The sequence below is a fragment of the Mesorhizobium liriopis genome, assembly GCF_024053505.1.
Classification (GTDB): domain Bacteria; phylum Pseudomonadota; class Alphaproteobacteria; order Rhizobiales; family Rhizobiaceae; genus Mesorhizobium_B; species Mesorhizobium_B liriopis.
Window position 1 is genome coordinate 234,451 of the sequence record NZ_JAMXQS010000007.1, and the last position, 18,831, is coordinate 253,281.

Consider the following 18,831-nt stretch of genomic DNA (forward strand, 5'->3'; position numbering starts at 1 on the left):
AAAGCGAGGTTGTGCGATACAACCTTAGCGCACAGCCGATTGTATCGACGAGCGCGAGCATGACAGTCTGGCACCAACCAGCAGACGCTTCCGTCAAAAATTTAGGGATGCAGGCAGATAGCGCACGTCCGCTGTCGATCCTGAGGCGGACCGGTGCCTCACCGAGGTGTCGGTCCGATGCTCCAGTCTCGATCAGGCTGCGATGCGGAAGGTGCCGCGTCCGGCTTCCTTGGCGCGATAGAGTGCGATGTCGGCCTGATGCGCGATACCTTCGCGCGTAGTCGCGTGGGTGGGGGCAAGGGCCGCGCCGACGCTGATCGAGCAGCGCAGGTCACGGTCAGGAAGCGTAATCGGCCGTTTGAAGGCGTCCACGAGGCGGGTTGCAATCGTCTCGACCTCGCGCAGGCCCGGCACGTCGCGCAAGACGACGCAGAACTCGTCGCCACCGATGCGCGCGACCAGATCCTTCCCGCGCACCACGCCCTTGATGCGGTTCGCCACTTCGCGCAGCACCGTGTCGCCCGCAGGGTGGCCGAAGCTGTCATTGACCGTCTTGAAGTGATCGATATCGACGTAAACGAGGCCCGCGCCGTGATTGGGATCGATGGCGAGTTCGAAGAGGTTGCCGATTTCCTCCCGCAGGCCCAGACGGTTGAGGCAACCGGTCAGTGGGTCCGTATTGGCCGCGTCCTTGAGCGCCTTCTCGTTGGTGGTCAGCTTCACATTGGCCTGTTCGAGCTGCAGCATGTTCGCGGCGAGCAGGCCGAGATCGCGCAGACGCGCTTTGTCGTGCTCCGAGAACTCGCGCGGTTCGGGGCCCAGCAGGCAGAGCGATCCGATATTATGGCCGGGATGGATGCTGAGCGGGATGCCGGCATAGAAGCGCAAGAACGGCGCTCTTTGAACATAAGCAAGATGTGCGAAGCGCTCGTCCGCCCAGAGGTCCGGCACGATGAAGATATCGTCCTGCATGATGGCATGGGCGCAGATCGAATCAGAACGCGGCAGCCCGGGCTCGTCGAAACCGCAAGATGCCAGCGCATGCTGCCAGTCATTGTCGATGAGGTTTACCACTACCACGGGCAGGTCGAAGAGCTCGCGGCCGATATTGACCAGCGCCATGAGAGCGGGGGAACGGACGGACTGGTTGATCAGTCTTTCGGACAGGCCGAGACTGTCGACCGTTGCCTGGCGTTCTTTCTCGTTCGCGGGAACCGGGTACAATTCTCCAAGCCTCCAAAACTTCTCGCGGTCGGCGCAGTGGCCGAACCAATCCTGCCTTTCAAAGGAGCGCGACCTCGCCCACATCGGGCAAGGTAGCGCATAACACATGAAAGGCGCGGAAGTTCGAGAGTTTTGGTTAAGCGTCGGGTTGACCCAAGGGCAAAGGGCGCCAACCTAAACGATGCCCCCGCTGCCGCCCGCGACGGCGGGACGCTCGGCCGCAACTCTGGCGCGGTAGCCGCTGGCACGATAGGCCGCGACCGGGTCGATGGCACCGCCGCTCTCAAGCCGCGCCAGCGCTAGGATCGGCTCCACATCGGTGCGGAAGGCAGCCTTCAGCGTCTGCGTCGCCTGAAGGGCATCGTTTTCCTCCTGGAAGCCCAACAGCTTTTCGCGGTTCACGAGCAAGGCCTGCGCATAGGCACGCTGCACTTCGGTCGCGGACAACATCAGGCTTTCGATCGGGTCGGTGACATTGTGGCTCTGGTCGAGCATGTGGGCGGGGTGGAAGCTCTCATCGGCGAGTTCGGCTTCCACCAGTTCGTTGAAGACGAGGAACAGGCGGTAGGGATCGATCGAGCCGGCGTCGAGGTCGTCGTCGCCATATTTTGAATCGTTGAAGTGGAAGCCGCCGAGCTTGTTGCGGCTGATCAGGCGCGCCACGATCTGCTCGATATTGGTGTTGGGCGCATGATGACCGAGATCGACCAGGCAGTAGGCCTTGGGACCGAGCTCGGAAGCGATGATGTAGTTGGTGCCCCAGTCCTGCACCACCGTCGAGTAGAAGGCCGGCTCGTACATCTTGTGCTCGGAGAAGAGCTTCCAGTCGTCAGGCAGACCATCATAGATCGCACGCATGGCATCCATGTAGCGATCGAAGGCGCGCGAGAAATTGACCTGGCCGGGGAAGTTCGAGCCGTCGCCGATCCAGACGGTGAGCGCCTTGGAGCCGAGCGTCTTGCCGATCTCGATGCATTCGAGATTGTGCTCGACGGCCTGTGAGCGTGCGCCCTTGTCCGCATGGGTCAGCGAGCCGAACTTGTAGGAATGGCTTTGACCGGCCGCGTCCGAGAAGGTGTTGGAGTTCATCGCGTCGAAGCCGAGGCCGAAGCGCGACGCGGCCTGCTTGAGGCGGTTGGGCTCCGCCTTGTCCCACGGAATGTGGAGCGACACCGTGGGCGTGGCGCGGGTCAATTCGTTGATGACGGCGCAGTCCTCGATCTTGTCGAAGATGTCGCGCGGCTCGCCGGTGCCGGGAAAGCGCGCGAAGCGCGTGCCGCCCGTTCCTACGCCCCATGAGGGGACGGCGACGCCGAAGCCTGCGACCTTTGCCTTGATGGCATCGATCGCGATTCCACGGCGGTCGAGGCGCTCGCTGAGCGTCTCGTAGTCGCGGCGCAGATCGGCCTCGCGGGCGGCGTTGTCGTGGGCCACCACATCGGTGGCGATGATGGTCTCGCTCATTTCTCTCTCCTCCCTTTCAACCAGGCTTCAGCGCGGGAAGCTCTGGGCGTTGCCGGCATCCACGTTGATGATGTTGCCGGTGGACTTGGCGGAGAGTTCGGAGGCGAAGAAGTAGATGGCTTCGGCGATGTCCTCGGGGAAGACCGAGCGCTTGAGCATGGAGCGCGAGCGGTAGTGCTCTTCGAGCTCGTCGGTGGACATCTTGTAGGCGGCGGCGCGCTGTTCCTTCCACTCGCCCGTCCAGATCTTGGAGCCGCGCAGCACCGCGTCCGGGTTCACCGTGTTGACGCGGATCTGCTCCCCCGCACCCTCAAGCGCCAGGCAGCGCGCGAGGTGGATTTCCGCAGCTTTCGCCGTGCAATAGGCCGCGGCATTGGGCGAGGCGGCAAGGCCGTTCTTGGACGAGACGAAGACGACATTGCCGCCCAGTTTCTGCGCGCGGAACTGGCGGAAGGCCTCGCGGCTGACCAGGAAATAGCCGGTCGAAAGGATGTCCATGTTCTTGTTCCACAATTCCAGCGAGGTGTCCTCGATGGGCGCGGAGGAGGCGAGGCCGGCATTGGAAACGAGAATGTCGATGCCGCCGAATTCGACGGCGGTATCCACGAAGCCCTGCGCGACCGCCGTTTCGCTGGTGACGTTCATGGAAACGCTGCGCACCACATCCTTGCCGTGGAGCTTGGTCAGTTCCTGCTGCGCTGCGTCGAGCGCGGCGTGGTCGATGTCGGCCAGAACCACGCAGGCGCCTTCGCCGAGCAGGCGACGGGCGGTGGCCTTGCCGATGCCGCCCGCGCCTCCGGTGACGAGCGCGATGCGGCCAGCCAGCGATTTGGGCTTGGGCATGCGCTGGAGTTTGGCTTCCTCGAGCAGCCAGTATTCGATGTCGAAGGCTTCCTGTTCGGGCAGGCCGACATAAGTCGAGACGCTGGACGCACCGCGCATCACGTTGATCGCGTTCACATAGAACTCGCCCGAAATGCGCGCAGTGGCCTTGTCCTTGGCGAAGGTGAACATGCCCACGCCCGGCATCAGATAGACCACGGCATTCGGGTCACGCACGGGCGGCGAGTCCGAATGCCTGGAGCGGTCGTAGTAAGCTTGATAATCGGCGCGATAGGCCTCGATGTCCTGGCCGAGCTTTTCCACGACCGCATCGACATCAGGCTTGGCAGGATCGAAATCGATCACGAGCGGGCGGATCTTGGTGCGCAGGAAATGGTCGGGGCAGGAGGTGCCGAGGGCCGCCAGGTCGCGCAGGTTCTTCGAATTGACGAATTCGAGCACCGCAGGCGAATCGTCGAAATGGCCGAGCTTGTGGCTGTCTGCCGAGATGAAGCCGCGAATGCGGGGCATCAGCTTGGCGGCCACCGCACGGCGCTCTTCCACGCCGAGCGGCTCGACCACCGCACCGCCGAAAGCCGGCTTGTCTTCGGTTTTCTCGGCAAACCACGCGATCGCCTTGTTGATGGTCGAGATTGTGGTCTCGTAGCACGCGCGCGGCGTGTTGCCCCAGGTGAAGAGGCCGTGGCTTTCGAGGATCACGCCCTTGGCGTCGGGGTTCTCCAGGCAGAACTTTTCGAGCCAGAGGCCGAGCTCGAAGCCGGGGCGCTTCCAGGGCAGCCAGCCGATTTCCTTGCCGAAAATTTCTTCCGTCAGCGCCTTGGAATCTTTCGAGGCCGCGATCGCGATGATCGCGTCGGGGTGCATGTGATCCACATAAGCATGCGGCACATAAGCGTGGAGCGGCGTGTCGATCGAGGCCGCGCGCGGGTTGAGGTTGAAGGTGGCGTGGGGCAGATAGCCGACCATCTCGTCCTCGTGCTCGACGCCACGATAAAGGGCTTTCAGCGCGCGAAGCTTGCTCATGTAGAGCGTGGCGAAACCGTCGAGCTTGATCGAGGCGCTGTCGCCGCCGGAGCCCTTGACCCAGAGCACCTCGACCTCCTCGCCCGTCAGCGGGTCCTCCTGCCAGATCTTGGAGGAAGTGTTGCCGCCGCCGTAATTGGTGACGCGCTTGTCGGAGCCGAGGATGTTCGAGCGGTAAACAAGCCGCTCGGGCTCGCTCATGCCAGCTGCCTTGCTCTCGTCCCACAGGTCGGCGAGGCCCAAGGCCGGGTTCTTGGTGAGCATGGCTTCCTCCGCTTTTTCAGCTCAGGCGATCATTAAGTCGCCATTTGCGCGGGAAGTTTCCACGATCTCTCCGTCTCGTCAATCGCAAACGATCATTTTCAATCATGCTGCGCTGCACAATGATTTTTCATGATCGATCATGATTGACAATGGAGCGTGAAGCTCGCAGTCTGCTGATCAGGGAGGCGTTCATGCACGAGAAAGAGCGACAGCGCGTGATCCTGTCGGCCGTTCAGGAGCGGCCGGTGGTGACCGTGCAGGACATGGTGGACCTGACCGGTGCGTCGGAAGCCACGATCCGTCGCGATATTTCGGGCCTGCATGACCAGAAGCGCCTGCGCCGCGTGCGCGGGGGTGCCGAAGCGATTTCGCCGCCACAGGTGACTGGTCTCCTCGGGCGGCCCTTCAGCGTCAACGAAGCGCTGCATGTGGCGAAGAAGCGCGCGATTGCGCGGGAGGCCGTGGCACTATGCCAGGATGGCGAGCCGATCATCATCAATGGCGGCACGACGACCTTCCAGATGGTGCATCCCCTCGCCAACCGGCGGATGACCATCTTCACCAACTCGTTTCCGATCGCCGAGCATCTGCTCAAACATTCCAAGAACACGGTGATGCTGTCGGGCGGTACGATCTATCGCGAGCAGAACATCGTGCTTTCGCCGTTCGACAACGACGTGACGCGCAATTTCTATGCGCGCCGCATGTTCATGGGCGCTCAAGGGCTCGGACCGCTGGGGCTGATGGAAAGCGACCCGCTCCTGATTCAGGCGGAGGGGAAGCTGATCGATCAGGCGGACGAGCTGGTGGTGCTGGTGGATTCGTCCAAGTTCGCCCAGCGCTCGAGCCTGATCCTGTGCGGGCTGTCGCGCATCGCCTGCGTGATCACGGACGAGGACATCGAGGACGAGCATCAACGGATGCTGGAAGATGCGGGCGTCGCCGTGCGCATTGCGAAGAGCGCGGCGCCCACGAAAACTGCGCAGGGCACCGCGGAGGAATCGTCGCTGCCGGCCTGAAGAGGATCGGAAGGCAGTGCGGGTGGAAGACTGAATAAAAGGTTCAACGGGAGGAACCCAGAACATGAACATCATCAAGAAACTCGGCCTCGCGGCCGCCATGTCGGCGGCACTCTTCGCGAGCGCCGCCCATGCCGAAACGGTCAAGATCGCGCTGGTCGTGAAGTCGCTCGGCAACGGCTTCTTCGATGCCGCCAACAAAGGCGCGCAGGAAGCCGCCAAGGAACTCGGCGATGTCGAGATCATCTATACCGGCCCGACCAAAGCGACCGCCGAAGGCCAGATCGAGGTGATCAATTCACTGATCGCGCAGAAGGTGAATGCGATTGCCGTGTCCGCCAACGATGCGGACGCGCTGGTGCCGACGCTGAAGAAGGCCATGCAGCGCGGCATCACGGTCGTCTCATGGGATTCGGGCGTCGCACCCGAGGGCCGTCAGGTTCATCTGAACCCGTCCGACACCAACCTGATCGGCGAAACCATCATCAAGCTCGCGGCCGATCATCTGCCCGAGGGCGGCGATGTCGCGATCCTTTCGGCGGCTTCCACCGCGACCAACCAGAATGCCTGGATCGACGCCGCCAAAAAGGCGCTGCCGGAGAAGTTCCCGAAAATCAATCTCGTTGCCACCGTTTACGGCGACGACGATTCCGCCAAGAGCACCGACGAGGCCAAGGGGCTGTTGAAGTCCTACCCGAACCTCAAGGCTATCATCGCGCCGACCACCGTCGGCGTTGTCGCTGCCGCCCAGGTCGTGACCGATCAAAACCTGATCGGCAAGGTGAATGTCACGGGCCTCGCTCTGCCCTCCGAATTCAAGAAATTCATCGACAACGGCACGAGCCAGGGCGTCGCGCTGTGGAACCCGATCGATCTCGGCTATTCGGCCGTCTACCTCGCCTATGATCTCGCGGTGAAGAAGGACGAAGCGAAGCCCGGCGCCAAGCTTTCCATCGGCCGCGTCGGCGAAGTGACGCTGGACGACACCAACTCGGCGCCGATGGCGGCACCCTTCACCTTCGACAAGAAGAACATCGAAGAGTTCTCCAAGATCTACTGATCCGGGAACAGGTTTTCGCGGCGGGATCGCGTCCCGTCGCGAAGGCCCCTCTACTCCAGTGGAAGTTCCGATGAACGCCCAAGCCTCGATCAGCGCTGCCGCGCCTGCGGTGGCCGACCCCGCACCGCGTCTCGTGCTCGACGGCATCGCCAAGTCCTTTCCGGGCGTGCGCGCGTTGAAGAGTGTCGGCCTCAAGCTTTATCCCGGTCAGGTCACGGCGCTGATCGGCGAGAACGGCGCTGGCAAGTCGACGCTGGTGAAGATCCTGACCGGCATCTACCAGCCGGATGCCGGCACGATCAGCGTGGGCGGTGAGGCCGTCACGCTCGGCAGCGCGCACCGGGCGTTCGAACTCGGCATCACCGCGATCCATCAGGAAACCGTGCTGTTCGACGAGCTCTCGGTCGCCGAAAACATCTTTCTCGGCCACGCGCCGCGCAACCGGTGGGGCATGCTCGACTGGCGCCAAATGCGCGCCCGTGCCCGCGAAGTGCTCGGCCGGATGCATGCCGGCCATCTCGATCCGGATACGCGACTCAAAGACCTCGGCATCGCCAACAAGCATCTCGTGGCGGTAGCCCGCGCGCTGTCGATCGACGCGTCGGTCGTGATCATGGATGAGCCGACCGCAGCCTTGTCGGCCAAGGAGATCGAAGAGCTCTACGAGTTGATCGAGCTGTTGAAGGCGCAAGGCAAGACCATCCTCTTCATCAGCCATAAATTCGATGAGATCTACCGCATCGCCGACCGCTACACCGTCTTCCGCGACGGTGAGATGGTGGGCGAGGGCGTGCTCGCCGGCACGCCGCAAAGCACCATCGTGCGCATGATGGTGGGGCGCGCGGTGGATCAGATCTTCCCCGAGCGCACGCCCAGGCTGGGCGCGCCCGTTCTTTCCGTGCAGGGCCTGTCACACCCGACCGAGTTCGAGGATATCGGCTTCGAGCTTCACCAGGGGGAAATCCTCGGCTTCTACGGGCTGGTGGGGGCGGGCCGCTCCGAGGTGATGCAGGCGCTGTTCGGGACTACGCCCACAAGCGGCGGCACGATCACGCTCGAAGGCAAGCGCCTCACGCCCCGATCGGCTGCGGAAGCCATCGAAGCGGGCATTGTCTATGTGCCCGAAGAGCGCGGGCGGCAGGGCATCGTGGCGGACATGCCGATCTTCAAGAATGTCTCGCTGCCCTCGCTCAAGCGCACCTCACGCTCGGGCGTGTTGCAGCTCAAGAACGAGTTCGACCTCGCGCGCACCTATACCGAGCGGCTCGACCTGCGCGCGGCCTCGCTCAGCCAGAATGCCGGCAACCTTTCGGGCGGCAACCAGCAGAAGGTGGTGATCGCCAAATGGCTGGCCACCAAGCCCAAGGTGATCATTCTCGACGAGCCGACCAAGGGCATCGATATCGGCTCCAAGGCCGCCGTCCATGCCTTCATGGCGGAGCTGGTCGCCGAAGGCTTGGCCGTCATCATGGTCTCGTCAGAAATTCCCGAGGTGATGGGCATGTCGGACCGCGTGGTGGTCATGCGCGAGGGGCGCATGGTCAAAACGTTCACGCGGGAGGAATGTTCGGCCGAAAGCCTCGTCCAGACAGCCGCGGGGATCGCCGCATGAGTGCCTCGCTCTTCCGTCAGCGCGAGTTTTGGCTGGCCCTTGCCGTGCTGCTGCTGATCGCGCTCGTTTCGGCGCGCTTTCCCGGTTTCGCCAATCCCGGCAATCTGGCGCAGATCTTCAACGACACCTCGTTGCTCACCATGCTCGCGCTCGGCCAGATGGTGGTGATCCTGACGCGCTCCATCGATCTTTCTGTCGCCTCCAACCTCTGCTTCACCGGCATGGTGGTGGCGATGCTGAATGCGAACTATCCGGCGGTTCCCGTCCCGGCACTGATCGTGGTCGCACTTGGCGTCGGCTTGGTGCTCGGCGTGGTCAACGGGTTCTTCGTCTGGCGGCTCAACATTCCGTCCATCGTCGTGACGCTCGGCACGCTCACCATCTATCGCGGCGCGACATTCGTGCTGTCTGGCGGCGCCTGGGTGAATGCCGACCGCATGAGCCCGGATTTCATCGCGTTCCAGCGCCAGCTTCTTCTCGGCGTGCCGGTTCTGTCCTGGGTAGCACTTCTGACGATACTACTATTCTTTCTGTTTCTCACGCGCACGCCACAGGGACGCTCGCTTTATGCCATCGGCGTCAATCCGACGGCGGCCGTTTATACGGGCATCGATGTGGGCCGCACCAAGTTCATGGCCTTCTGCATTTCGGGCCTCGTGTCCGGCCTTTGCGGCTATCTCTGGATTTCGCGCTACGTGATCGCCTCGGTTGAGGTGGCGAACGGCTATGAGTTGAACGTGATCGCAGCCTGCGTGATCGGCGGCGTGTCGATTGCGGGCGGCATCGGTTCGGTGCTGGGCACCGTGCTCGGCGCGCTTTTTCTGGGGGTGATCGCGAATGCGCTGCCGGTGATCAACGTCTCGCCCTTCTGGCAGATGGCGATCTCGGGCTCTGCCATCATCCTTGCGGTGGTCTTGAATGCGCGCGGCGAGCGCAAGACGGGACGCATCATCCTGAAAAAGGCCGAAGCCCTATGACGCTCGTAGCCTCCGCCGCGCCGCAGACCACCTCGTCCCAAGGGCGACGCCTTCCCGACCGGCTCGACAAGCCGTTCCGCTCGGCACTTCTTTCCTGGGAGATGCTGCTGGTTCTGATCGTGGTGGCGATCTTCGTGGTGAACAGCTTCGCCTCGCCTTACTTCCTCGACCCATGGTCGCTGTCGGACCTTTCCTTCAATTTCACGGAGAAGGGGCTGATCGCGCTGGCGATGGCGCTGCTCATCATCTCGGGCGAGATCGATCTGTCGGTGGCCGCCATCATGGCGCTCGGCTCGACCCTGATGGGTATGGCTGCGGAAGCGGGCATCGCCACACCGGGCCTCGTTGCCATCGGCATCGGCACGGGGCTCGCCTGCGGGGCGTTCAACGGCGTGCTCGTCACCAAACTCGGGCTTCCCTCGATCGTGGTCACCATCGGCACGATGAGCCTGTTTCGTGGGCTCGCCTTCATCATCCTGGGCGATCAGGCCTACAAGAACTATCCCGCCGATTTCGCCTTTTTCGGCCAGGGCTATGTCGCCTGGGTTTTCTCGTTCGAGCTGGTGCTGTTCGTGGTGGCGGCGCTCGTCTTCTGGTTTCTTCTTCATCGCACCAATTTCGGGCGGCGGGTTTTCACCATCGGCAACAATCCGATTGCCGCGCAGTTCTCGGGCGTACGCGTCGAGCGCATCAAGTTCGTCCTGTTCTGCCTGACCGGGCTGATGGCCGGCATCGCCTCGGTGCTGATCACCTCGCGGCTGGGCTCGACGCGGCCCTCGATCGCGCAGGGCTATGAGCTGGAAGTGATCACCATGGCCGTGCTCGGCGGCGTGTCGATCCTGGGCGGCTCGGGCTCGATCCTGGGCGTGGTGCTAGCGGCCGTCATCATGGGACTGGTCACCTTCGGGCTCGGGCTTTTGAACGTGCCTGGCATCGTCATGTCCATCGTGATCGGCGTGCTTCTGATTTCCGTGATTGCACTGCCGATCCTTTGGAACCGCTACGGGCCGAGGAAGGCGTTCTGATGCCGGAAAAATACGCTTTCCGCATGCGTCTCAATCCCGGCATGCGCGCCGAATACCAGAAGCGCCATGATGACATCTGGCCTGAACTTGAAGCCTTGCTACGCGAGGCGGGCGTGTCGGATTACTCGATCCATCTCGATGAGGAGACCAACGCGCTGTTCGGCGTGCTCTGGCGAACGGACGGTCACGGCATGGACGATCTGCCGAAGCATCCCGTGATGCAGCGCTGGTGGGCGCATATGGCGGACATCATGGAAACCAGAACAGACAACGAGCCGGTCGCGGTGCCGTTGCCCACGCTTTTCCATATGCGATGACCAACCCCATCCGCTTCGTCGCCGTTGTCGATATCGGCAAGACCAATGCCAAACTCGCACTGGTCGATCTCTTTTCCATACGTGAAACGGCCATCCGCCGCATGCCCAACCGCGTGCGGCGCGACGGGCTCTATCCGCATCACGACCTCGAGGCGCTCTGGCGCTTCATCCTCGAAGGGCTCACCGAGCTGAACCGCGAAACGCCGGTCGATGCCGTGTCGGTCACGACCCATGGCGCAACGGTCGTCGTGCTCGATGCAGACGGCGCGCTGGCCTTGCCGGTGCCGGATTACGAGCATGATGGGCCCGACGAGCTGGCGGATGCTTATGATCGCGTGCGGCCTCCCTTTACCGAGACGGGCAGCCCGCGTTTGCCGGTCGGGCTCAATTACGGCGCGCAGCTGTTCTGGCAGCAGATGCGATTTCCGGATGAATGGGCGAGGGTCAAAACGATCCTGCCTTACGCGCAGTACTGGTCCTATCGGCTGTCGGGCGTGATAGCAGGCGAGGCCACCTCGCTCGGGTGCCATTCCGATCTCTGGAACCCATGGGAGAAGAAGCCGTCTTCGCTCGCCGAGAGCCAAGGCTGGGTGCCGTTGATGGCGCCTGTGCACCAGGCGAGTGACCGGTTGGGGCCGATCCTTCGCGACGTGGCGCAGGCAACGGGGCTCAGGCCCGACACGCCGGTCTTCTGCGGCATCCATGATTCCAACGCATCGCTCCTGCCGCATCTTCTCGCAAACCGACCACCCTTCTCGGTGGTTTCGACGGGAACCTGGGTGATTGCGATGGCGGTGGGCGGCCAAGCGCTCAGTCTCGATCCCATGCGCGATACGCTGGTCAATGTCAGCGCGCTCGGCGAGCCGGTCCCCTCGGCTCGCTTCATGGGCGGGCGGGAGTATGAAGTGCTGATGGGCAGCGAGGCCGTCTCATGGGGCGAGGCGGATGTCGCGATGGTGATCGAGCGACAGGCCATGCTCCTGCCATCGGTGCAGGCGGGCTCGGGGCCGTTTCCTCATCGCGCAAGCGCGTGGGTGAACGGCGACGACCTTTCAACCGCCCAGCGATATGTCGCTGTCTCCTTCTATCTCGCGCTGATGACCGTGACCTGCCTCGACCTGATCGGAGCGGAGGGCGAAACGATTCTCGAAGGCTCGTTCACGCAGAACCCGCTTTTCGCGCGGATGCTGGCATCGGCCACGGGCCGGCCCGTTCGCGTCGCGGCCTCGGGCGGCACGGGAACGAGCATCGGCGCGGCTCTGCTTGCGGCGCCTGACGGGGCGCGGTTCTCCGAAGAGGGAAGGGTGATCGCGCCCGAGCCAGCTTTTGCGCCCTATGCCGAGACCTGGAAGCAGAAGGTCGAAGGCTGACCGTTGTTCTTGGCAATCCCGCTGCGATCTGATCTGAGCTCTCGCGCTGCCAGCCGGAGAGCGTCATGACCCCCATTCCTACCGCCACCGCCTACCTCGCCGAACTCGCCGCGCGGATGGCCGTGCTCGGCGAGCGGAACGCCGAAGCACTCGCGCGCGCAGCCGATGCGGTCGCAGCGACGGCCAAGCGCGACGGGCTGGTTTACATCTTCGGCACCGGCCACAGCCACATGCTGGGTGAGGAAGCGCATTACCGCGCGGGCGGGCTTGCCTTCACCGTGCCGATCCTGGCTTCGGCCACCATGCTGCATGAAGGTGCCGTCGCGAGCACCGCATTCGAGCGCATGACGGGCGTTGCGGCACCCATTCTGGCACGCTACCCGATCGGGCCGAACGACGTGCTGGTCGTGTCCTCCAACAGCGGCGTCAATGCCGTGCCCGTGGAAGCGGCGCGAATCGGCAAGGAGCGCGGCGCTATGGTCATCGCCATCACGTCCGAAACCTATTCGCGCGAGGCGGCCAAAGGGCGCACGCGTCTGGCGGAGGTGGCCGATATCGTGCTCGATAATGGCGCGCCGGCGGGGGACGCGGTGGTCGAAGTCGAGAACAGCGCGCTCAAGGTCGGGCCGATCTCGACCGCGATCGGCGTGGTGCTGCTCAATGCCGTCTTCGCGGAGGTGGCGGCGCGATTGCAGGCTTCAGGCGCCGACGCGCCGATCTATCTCAGTGCCAATATGCCGGGAGCGGCCGAGATCAATGCGCGCCTCGTGGAACGTTACCGCCCGCGAAACCCGCATCTATAGGTTTCGCTGCTCCGGTTTGCGCCCTGCGGATAACAGGATTGCAAGCTTGTGACTCTCCGTCATGTCGGGGATGACGGCTCGCTTTGCCTTTCCTATTTGAGCAACGCGTCATTTTTCGGCGCGAGACAGTAAAGGCTTTTCATGACCACGCTTTTCGATCCCGTACAGGTCGGCGACCTGTCCCTTTCCAACCGTATCGCCATGGCGCCCCTCACGCGCAACCGGTCGCCCAAGGCCGTGCCAGGCGAACTCACCGTCGAATATTACCGCCAGCGCGCCTCGGCCGGTTTGATCATCACCGAAGCCACCGCCATCACCCACCAGGGGCAGGGCTATGCCGACGTGCCGGGCCTTTATGCGCCCGAGCAGCTTCAGGGCTGGAAGCGCGTGACGGATGCGGTGCATGCGGCCGGCGGCAAGATCGTCACCCAGCTCTGGCATGTGGGCCGCATCTCGCATTTCGAATTGCAGCCCGACAAGGGCAAGCCGGTGGCGCCTTCCGCGATCACGGCGAAGTCCAAGACCTATCTCGTCAACGAAGACGGCACCGGCTCCTTCGAGCCGACCTCTGAGCCCCGCGCACTCGAAACCAGTGAATTGCCCGGCATCGTGCAGGATTATGTGCGGGCTGCGACCGCTGCCGTGAACGAGGCCGGCTTCGACGGCGTCGAGGTGCATGGCGCGAACGGCTACCTGCTCGACCAGTTCCTGCGCGCGAACACCAATCACCGCACCGATCAGTATGGCGGCTCGATCGAAAATCGTGCGCGCTTGCTGCTCGAAGTGGTGGATGCGGTGGTTGGGGCCATCGGTGCCGGGCGCGTGGGCATTCGCCTGTCGCCCGTCACGCCGGCCAACGATGCGTCCGATCCCGATCCGCAGCCGCTGTTCGATTATGTGGTGGGCGAACTCGCTTCGCGCGGGCTGGCCTATATCCACCTCATCGAGGGTGCGACGGGCGGCGCACGGGATTTCAGCCAGGGCGACAAGCCGTTCGACTGGGCGGCCTTCAAGGCGAGCTACCGCGACAAAGGCGGAAAGGGCGCGTGGATCGTCAACAACGGTTATGACAAGGCGCTGGCCGAAGAGGCGATCGCGAGCGGCCGCGCCGATCTCGTCGCCTTCGGCTCGTTGTTCATTTCGAACCCGGACCTCGTGAAGCGCCTGCGCGAGGATGCGCCGCTGAACGCGCTGGACAAGGCGACGCTCTATGGTGGCGGGGCCAAGGGCTACACCGACTATCCGGCGCTGGCCTGAGTTGAGCAACAGAATGAAAGGGCGGGAGATGACCCCGCCCTTTTCATTTGGCGCCCTTCCTCCTTGGGCAAAAGCCGAATGGCGCTTTTCCTCGGGCAATCAGTCGGCTAGGGAGTCTGCCGGTTCGGCTTCCGCCACTCGCTTGTGCGGAAATGACTGATTTGGAGACGTTGCGTTCATGGCATCACGCGCCAAGGTTCGAGTGGGTATCGTCGGTGTGGGCAACTGCGCCTCATCGCTGGTTCAGGGCATCGCCTATTATCGCGATGCGAAAGGCAACGAGCCGATCCCCGGCCTGATGAACCTCGATCTCGGCGGCTATCATGTCGGCGATATCGAGATTTCCTGCGCCTTCGACGTGGCGAAGAGCAAGGTCGGGCGCGACGTGGCCGAGGCCATTCATGCAGCCCCCAACAACACCATCAAGTTCGCGGAGGTCTCGTCCTCTGGCGTGAAGGTCGAGCGCGGACCGACGCTGGACGGCATCGGCAAATATCTGGAAGACGAGGTCGAGGAATCTGAGCTCGAGCCGGCCGATGTCGCGCGCATCCTGCGCGAGACCGAGACCGACGTGCTCGTCTCCTACCTCCCGGTAGGCTCGCAGGCCGCGACCGAATGGTATGTCGCCCAAGCGCTCGAAGCGGGCGTGGGCTTCGTCAACTGCATCCCCGTCTTCATCGCATCCGACCCCGAATGGCGCCAGCGCTTCGAGGAAAAGAACCTGCCCATCGTCGGCGACGACATCAAGAGCCAGGTGGGTGCAACCATCGTGCATCGCATGCTCGCCAACCTGTTCCGCGAGCGCGGCGTGCAGGTGGACCGGACCTATCAGCTGAATTTCGGCGGCAATACCGACTTCCTCAACATGCTGGAGCGCGAGCGGCTGGAATCGAAGAAGATTTCCAAGACCCGCGCCGTCACCTCGCAGCTCGACGTGCCGCTCGAGCCCGAAAACGTCCATGTCGGTCCGAGCGACCACGTGCCGTGGCTGACCGACCGCAAATGGGCTTATATCCGCCTCGAAGGCACGACCTTCGGCGGCGTACCGCTCAATGCCGAACTCAAGCTCGAAGTGTGGGACAGCCCGAACTCGGCAGGCGTGGTGATCGACGCCGTGCGCTGCGCCAAGATCGCGCTCGACCGCGGCATCGGCGGCGCACTGACGGGCCCATCGAGCTACTTCATGAAATCACCGCCCAAGCAATTCACCGATGATGAAGCGCGCCAGCGCACGGTGGAGTTCATCCAGAACGCACCGGCCCGGCCGAACTGACCACCTTTTTGGTTGAGGGCAAAGGGTTGAACGCGTGACCGAGACGATCGAGGATTGGCTTCAGACGGATGCCGCGAGCGCGCGCTTCTTTCTGGGCTTCTTTCTGTTCCTGATCCTCGGTTTCGCCTCGGCGGTCTTCGCGAAAAAGCGCGAGCGGCCGGCCAAGGTGCAGGCAGCTGCAGTTCCCTCGCAACCGCGCCGCGGGCTGCATCACGTGGCGGGCGACTGGCTTCGCGCGTGCACGCGCTGGGTGGCGCGCCAGAACATCACACCCAACCAGATCACTCTCATCGGCCTCGTGCTGGTGGCCGTCAACTGCGTGGCCTATGTCTGGCATCGCGACCCGATGCTGTTCGGCGCGAGCCTGATCGCGGCCTATCTCTTCGACATGCTCGACGGCGTGGTTGCGCGCACTCAAGGCTCGGCCTCGAAATTCGGCGGCTATCTCGACGCGGTGGTGGACCGCTATCAGGAGGTCGTGACCTTCCTCGTGGTCGGGCTCGTGACCGAACTCTGGCTGCCGTCCTTTCTCGTCATCACCGGCTCGATGATGGTGAGCTACAACAAGGCGCGCGCCGCCATCGAAGTGCCGGTGGACAACAAAGGCTGGCCTGATTTGATGGGCAAAGGCGCGCGACAGTTTTTTCTCTGCGCCTCGCTGATCCTGACGCCGAGCCTGCCCTGGCTTCTGCCCTTCACGCTGTGGTCGATGGTGTTCCTCACCTATTTCACCGCGCTCCAGCGGATTTTCCGCGCCTACTTCCTGATCCGCGAGGAAGAAGCGAAGGGGCCTCTGGCCCAAGGCTGAACGCTTGTCGCGCGCACGGTTTTGGTGAACCCTAAGGCTCTTCGATTTTCGGGAGCCGCGCTTGTCCAGCCAGAGCAATCCGCATTGGGTCTATACCCAGACCGTGAAGATGTTTGCGGCCCCCGCTTCACCGCCCTTCGAGGACGAGAGCGAGCTTGAAGCGAACTGGGGCCGGGTCTGGGGCATCGACAACGATGTGGGCCGCATCCGCTCGATCCTCGTTCACCGTCCCGGGCCGGAAATGGCCGTGATCGATCCCAACAAGCGCATTGCCGAGATCGGCTCCTTTGGTGACCCCGAACAGGGCTGGTACTTCCAGAGCGACACGCCCCCCGACGTGCCCGCCATGCAGAGCCAGCATGACGGGCTGACGCAGGCGCTCGAAGCGGAAGGGATCGAGGTCTTCCATGTGGAGGGCGTCGAGAAGGGACGGCTCAAATCGTGCTACACGCGCGACCCGCTGATCATGGTCAAGGGCGGGGCCATCGTCTGCCGCATGGGCGCGCGCATCCGGCGCGGCGAAGAGTTGCCGATCACGCGCACGCTCGCCAGGCTCGGCATTCCTATCCTGCGCACGATCTCGGGCACCGGCGTGATGGAGGGCGGCTCGTTCGCCTGGATCAACGAGAAGACGGCGGCGATCGGTGTGGGCGTACGCGTCAACCGCGAGGGCGCCGAGCAGGTGGGCGAGGTCTTGAAGCGCCAGGGTGTGGAACTTCTGATCGTGGAACTCACGGGCTACGACATCCACATCGACGTGTCGTTTCTGATGATCGACAAGGATCTGGCGCTCGTGAACCCGTTCGGCCTGCCCTTCTCCTTCATGGAAGACCTGAAAGCACGGGGCGTGCAGCTGGTGGAGATCGATCCGGCTGACGATCCCTGGATCAACAACTCGCTGGCGATTGCACCCGGCAGGCTCCTGATGCCCGAAGGCGCGTCCAACCGCACGCTCGACCGCCTCGCAAGCCATGGCGTGACGTGGACCACGCTGCCTTACGCCGCCATGCAGAAGAACGGCGGCGGCATCCACTGCTCGACCACACCACTCAGGCGGGATCCGGTTTGACGGAAAGCGGCGCGAGTCCTAGCCTCCCTTGAAAGAGGGGAGCAATCGATGATCACCGTCACCGCCTTCAAATGGGTGCCGCCCTTCGCGTCGGGCCAAGTTCGCGACCATCGCGTGCGGTGGGTGCTGAACGAAGTCGGCTGGCCGTATGAAATGCGGCTGATCGATGCGAAGACGCAGAAGGACCCCGCCTATCGCGCCGTGCAGCCCTTCGGGCAGGTGCCGGCCATGGAGGAAGAGGGGCGGCCACCCTTGTTCGAAACCGGCGCGATCCTGCTCGATGTGGCCGAGCGCTCGGGAAAACTTCTGCCGCAGGATGATGCCGAGAAGGCGCAAACCAGGGCCTGGCTCATCGCCGCGCTGAACTCGATCGAGCCCTTCCTTGCGAATGTCGCCGAGGTCGATTTCTTCATGAAGGACGAGGACGTCAAGGCCAAGCGGCGGCCTGATGTGGAGAAGATGGCGAGGCAGCGGCTCGGCGAGCTTTCGGCTGCGCTCGGAGATCGGGACTATCTGGTGGGCGACCAGTTCACCGTCGCCGACATGATGGTCGCCTCGGTGCTCAAGGTCGTCGGCCACACCGACATGCTCGACGAATGGCCGAACCTCGTCGCTTACCGCGACCGCATCTTCGCCCGCCCGGCCTATCAGAAGGCCGTGGCCGACCAGCGCGCCGACCACGCCCGGCATTCACCGGCCGACATGAAGTACGGCGCGAGCGCGTGAACCTGCTGGCATATCAATGCTGATTGCAACCAAGTCGATGAAGTAAAGGCCTAGTCGGAAACAATGGTCCGATCAGCCTGTCGCGATTGAGACACGCGCTCAACCGTTTCCGTTTAGGCTCGCATTTCTTGACTCAAGGAAACACTGGTGGAGCTGAGGGGGATCGAACCCCTGACCTCGTCATTGCGAACGACGCGCTCTCCCAGCTGAGCTACAGCCCCGTCCCAGTGCGGCTGCTTCTAGTGGGCCCGAGGGCGGGGTGTCAAGGCGAGTGATGGCGGGCGCGGGGCGGAATTTACCGTGAGTGGAGGGAGGGTCCGGAGGCCATCTTGTGCGGGGGGCCGCGCGTGGCTACATCAGGCGCGTTCCACTGGAGTTCGCCATGCTGGCCCTGATCCAAACCGTTCTTCTGGCGCTCGACATCTATTGGTGGATCATCATCCTCTCTGCCGTGTTCTCGTGGCTCTACGCGTTCAATGTGGTGAACTCGCGCAACGAGGTCGTCGGCATGATCGGCAACTTTTTGTTTCGCGCGACGGAACCCGCATTGCGTCCCATCCGCCGGGTGCTGCCCGATCTCGGCGGGCTCGATATCTCGCCGATCATCCTGTTGCTGCTGCTGTTTTTCGTGCGTCAGCTGATCGTGACGACGATCGCGCCGGCGCTGCTGGCGTGAGGCCAGCTTTTCGAGGCTGAA

17 protein-coding genes and 1 tRNA gene are annotated in these 18,831 nt (G+C 63.3%); 14 read left to right on the plus strand and 4 right to left on the minus strand.

Features of this window, described 5'->3' with window-relative positions; all coding sequences use genetic code 11:
• Window positions 1–192 precede the first annotated feature (192 nt).
• From NGM99_RS15475 to NGM99_RS15485, 3 genes are all read right to left on the minus strand, one after another.
• The gene (locus tag NGM99_RS15475; RefSeq protein ID WP_252820487.1) at window positions 193–1,224 is read right to left on the minus strand and encodes a sensor domain-containing diguanylate cyclase; all 1,032 of its coding nucleotides are present in this window, start codon (window positions 1,222–1,224) and stop codon (window positions 193–195) included.
• 174 nt (window positions 1,225–1,398) lie between these two features.
• A complete protein-coding gene (gene rhaI / locus NGM99_RS15480; RefSeq protein ID WP_252820488.1) occupies window positions 1,399–2,688 on the minus strand; it encodes an L-rhamnose catabolism isomerase in 1,290 nt (429 codons plus the stop codon).
• 27 nt (window positions 2,689–2,715) lie between these two features.
• A complete protein-coding gene (locus NGM99_RS15485; RefSeq protein ID WP_252820490.1) occupies window positions 2,716–4,818 on the minus strand; it encodes a bifunctional rhamnulose-1-phosphate aldolase/short-chain dehydrogenase in 2,103 nt (700 codons plus the stop codon).
• A gap of 191 nt (window positions 4,819–5,009) precedes the next feature.
• Here NGM99_RS15485 and NGM99_RS15490 point away from each other — a divergent pair, with 191 nt between their 5' ends.
• The 13 genes from NGM99_RS15490 to NGM99_RS15550 all read left to right on the plus strand — a co-directional run bounded on the left by NGM99_RS15490 (window position 5,010) and on the right by NGM99_RS15550 (window position 18,134).
• Entirely contained in the window at window positions 5,010–5,837 is an 828-nt protein-coding gene (locus NGM99_RS15490) for a DeoR/GlpR family DNA-binding transcription regulator (RefSeq protein ID WP_252820492.1), read from the plus strand.
• A gap of 64 nt (window positions 5,838–5,901) precedes the next feature.
• A complete protein-coding gene (gene rhaS / locus NGM99_RS15495) occupies window positions 5,902–6,897 on the plus strand; it encodes a rhamnose ABC transporter substrate-binding protein (RefSeq protein ID WP_252820494.1) in 996 nt (331 codons plus the stop codon).
• Window positions 6,898–6,967: 70 nt separating this feature from the next.
• Window positions 6,968–8,509, plus strand: a complete 1,542-nt coding sequence (locus NGM99_RS15500) for a sugar ABC transporter ATP-binding protein (RefSeq protein ID WP_252820495.1) — start codon at window positions 6,968–6,970, stop codon at window positions 8,507–8,509.
• Complete coding sequence (locus NGM99_RS15505) at window positions 8,506–9,486, plus strand: ABC transporter permease (protein WP_252820498.1); 981 nt, start codon at window positions 8,506–8,508, stop codon at window positions 9,484–9,486. The genes NGM99_RS15500 and NGM99_RS15505 overlap by 4 nt, the downstream gene beginning before the upstream one ends.
• Window positions 9,483–10,511, plus strand: a complete 1,029-nt coding sequence (locus NGM99_RS15510; RefSeq protein ID WP_252820499.1) for an ABC transporter permease — start codon at window positions 9,483–9,485, stop codon at window positions 10,509–10,511. Before NGM99_RS15505 ends, NGM99_RS15510 begins: the two co-directional genes overlap by 4 nt.
• Window positions 10,511–10,828, plus strand: coding sequence for an L-rhamnose mutarotase (rhaM, locus tag NGM99_RS15515; protein WP_252820501.1), 318 nt, complete (start codon window positions 10,511–10,513; stop codon window positions 10,826–10,828). Before NGM99_RS15510 ends, rhaM begins: the two co-directional genes overlap by 1 nt.
• A complete protein-coding gene (locus NGM99_RS15520) occupies window positions 10,825–12,198 on the plus strand; it encodes an FGGY-family carbohydrate kinase (protein ID WP_252820503.1) in 1,374 nt (457 codons plus the stop codon). The genes rhaM and NGM99_RS15520 overlap by 4 nt, the downstream gene beginning before the upstream one ends.
• A 65-nt stretch (window positions 12,199–12,263) precedes the next feature.
• Window positions 12,264–13,001, plus strand: coding sequence for an SIS domain-containing protein (locus NGM99_RS15525; protein WP_252820504.1), 738 nt, complete (start codon window positions 12,264–12,266; stop codon window positions 12,999–13,001).
• 141 nt (window positions 13,002–13,142) lie between these two features.
• A complete protein-coding gene (locus NGM99_RS15530; protein ID WP_252820506.1) occupies window positions 13,143–14,258 on the plus strand; it encodes an alkene reductase in 1,116 nt (371 codons plus the stop codon).
• Between the two features lie 178 nt (window positions 14,259–14,436).
• Window positions 14,437–15,531 carry an inositol-3-phosphate synthase gene (locus tag NGM99_RS15535; protein WP_252820507.1) on the plus strand — a complete coding sequence of 365 codons (1,095 nt, stop codon included), beginning with the start codon at window positions 14,437–14,439 and terminating at the stop codon, window positions 15,529–15,531.
• 34 nt (window positions 15,532–15,565) lie between these two features.
• Window positions 15,566–16,339, plus strand: coding sequence for a CDP-alcohol phosphatidyltransferase family protein (locus NGM99_RS15540; protein WP_252820510.1), 774 nt, complete (start codon window positions 15,566–15,568; stop codon window positions 16,337–16,339).
• Window positions 16,340–16,400: 61 nt separating this feature from the next.
• Entirely contained in the window at window positions 16,401–17,408 is a 1,008-nt protein-coding gene (locus tag NGM99_RS15545) for a dimethylarginine dimethylaminohydrolase family protein (RefSeq protein WP_252820512.1), read from the plus strand.
• A 48-nt stretch (window positions 17,409–17,456) separates the two neighbouring features.
• The gene (locus NGM99_RS15550) at window positions 17,457–18,134 is read left to right on the plus strand and encodes a glutathione S-transferase family protein (protein WP_252820514.1); all 678 of its coding nucleotides are present in this window, start codon (window positions 17,457–17,459) and stop codon (window positions 18,132–18,134) included.
• Between the two features lie 145 nt (window positions 18,135–18,279).
• On the opposite strand, the gene NGM99_RS15555 is transcribed toward NGM99_RS15550, so the two are convergent.
• A tRNA-Ala gene (locus tag NGM99_RS15555) sits at window positions 18,280–18,355 on the minus strand.
• Window positions 18,356–18,516: 161 nt separating this feature from the next.
• Between NGM99_RS15555 and NGM99_RS15560 the strand changes: the two genes are divergently transcribed.
• Window positions 18,517–18,810, plus strand: a complete 294-nt coding sequence (locus NGM99_RS15560; RefSeq protein ID WP_252820516.1) for a YggT family protein — start codon at window positions 18,517–18,519, stop codon at window positions 18,808–18,810.
• Window positions 18,811–18,831: the final 21 nt, after the last annotated feature.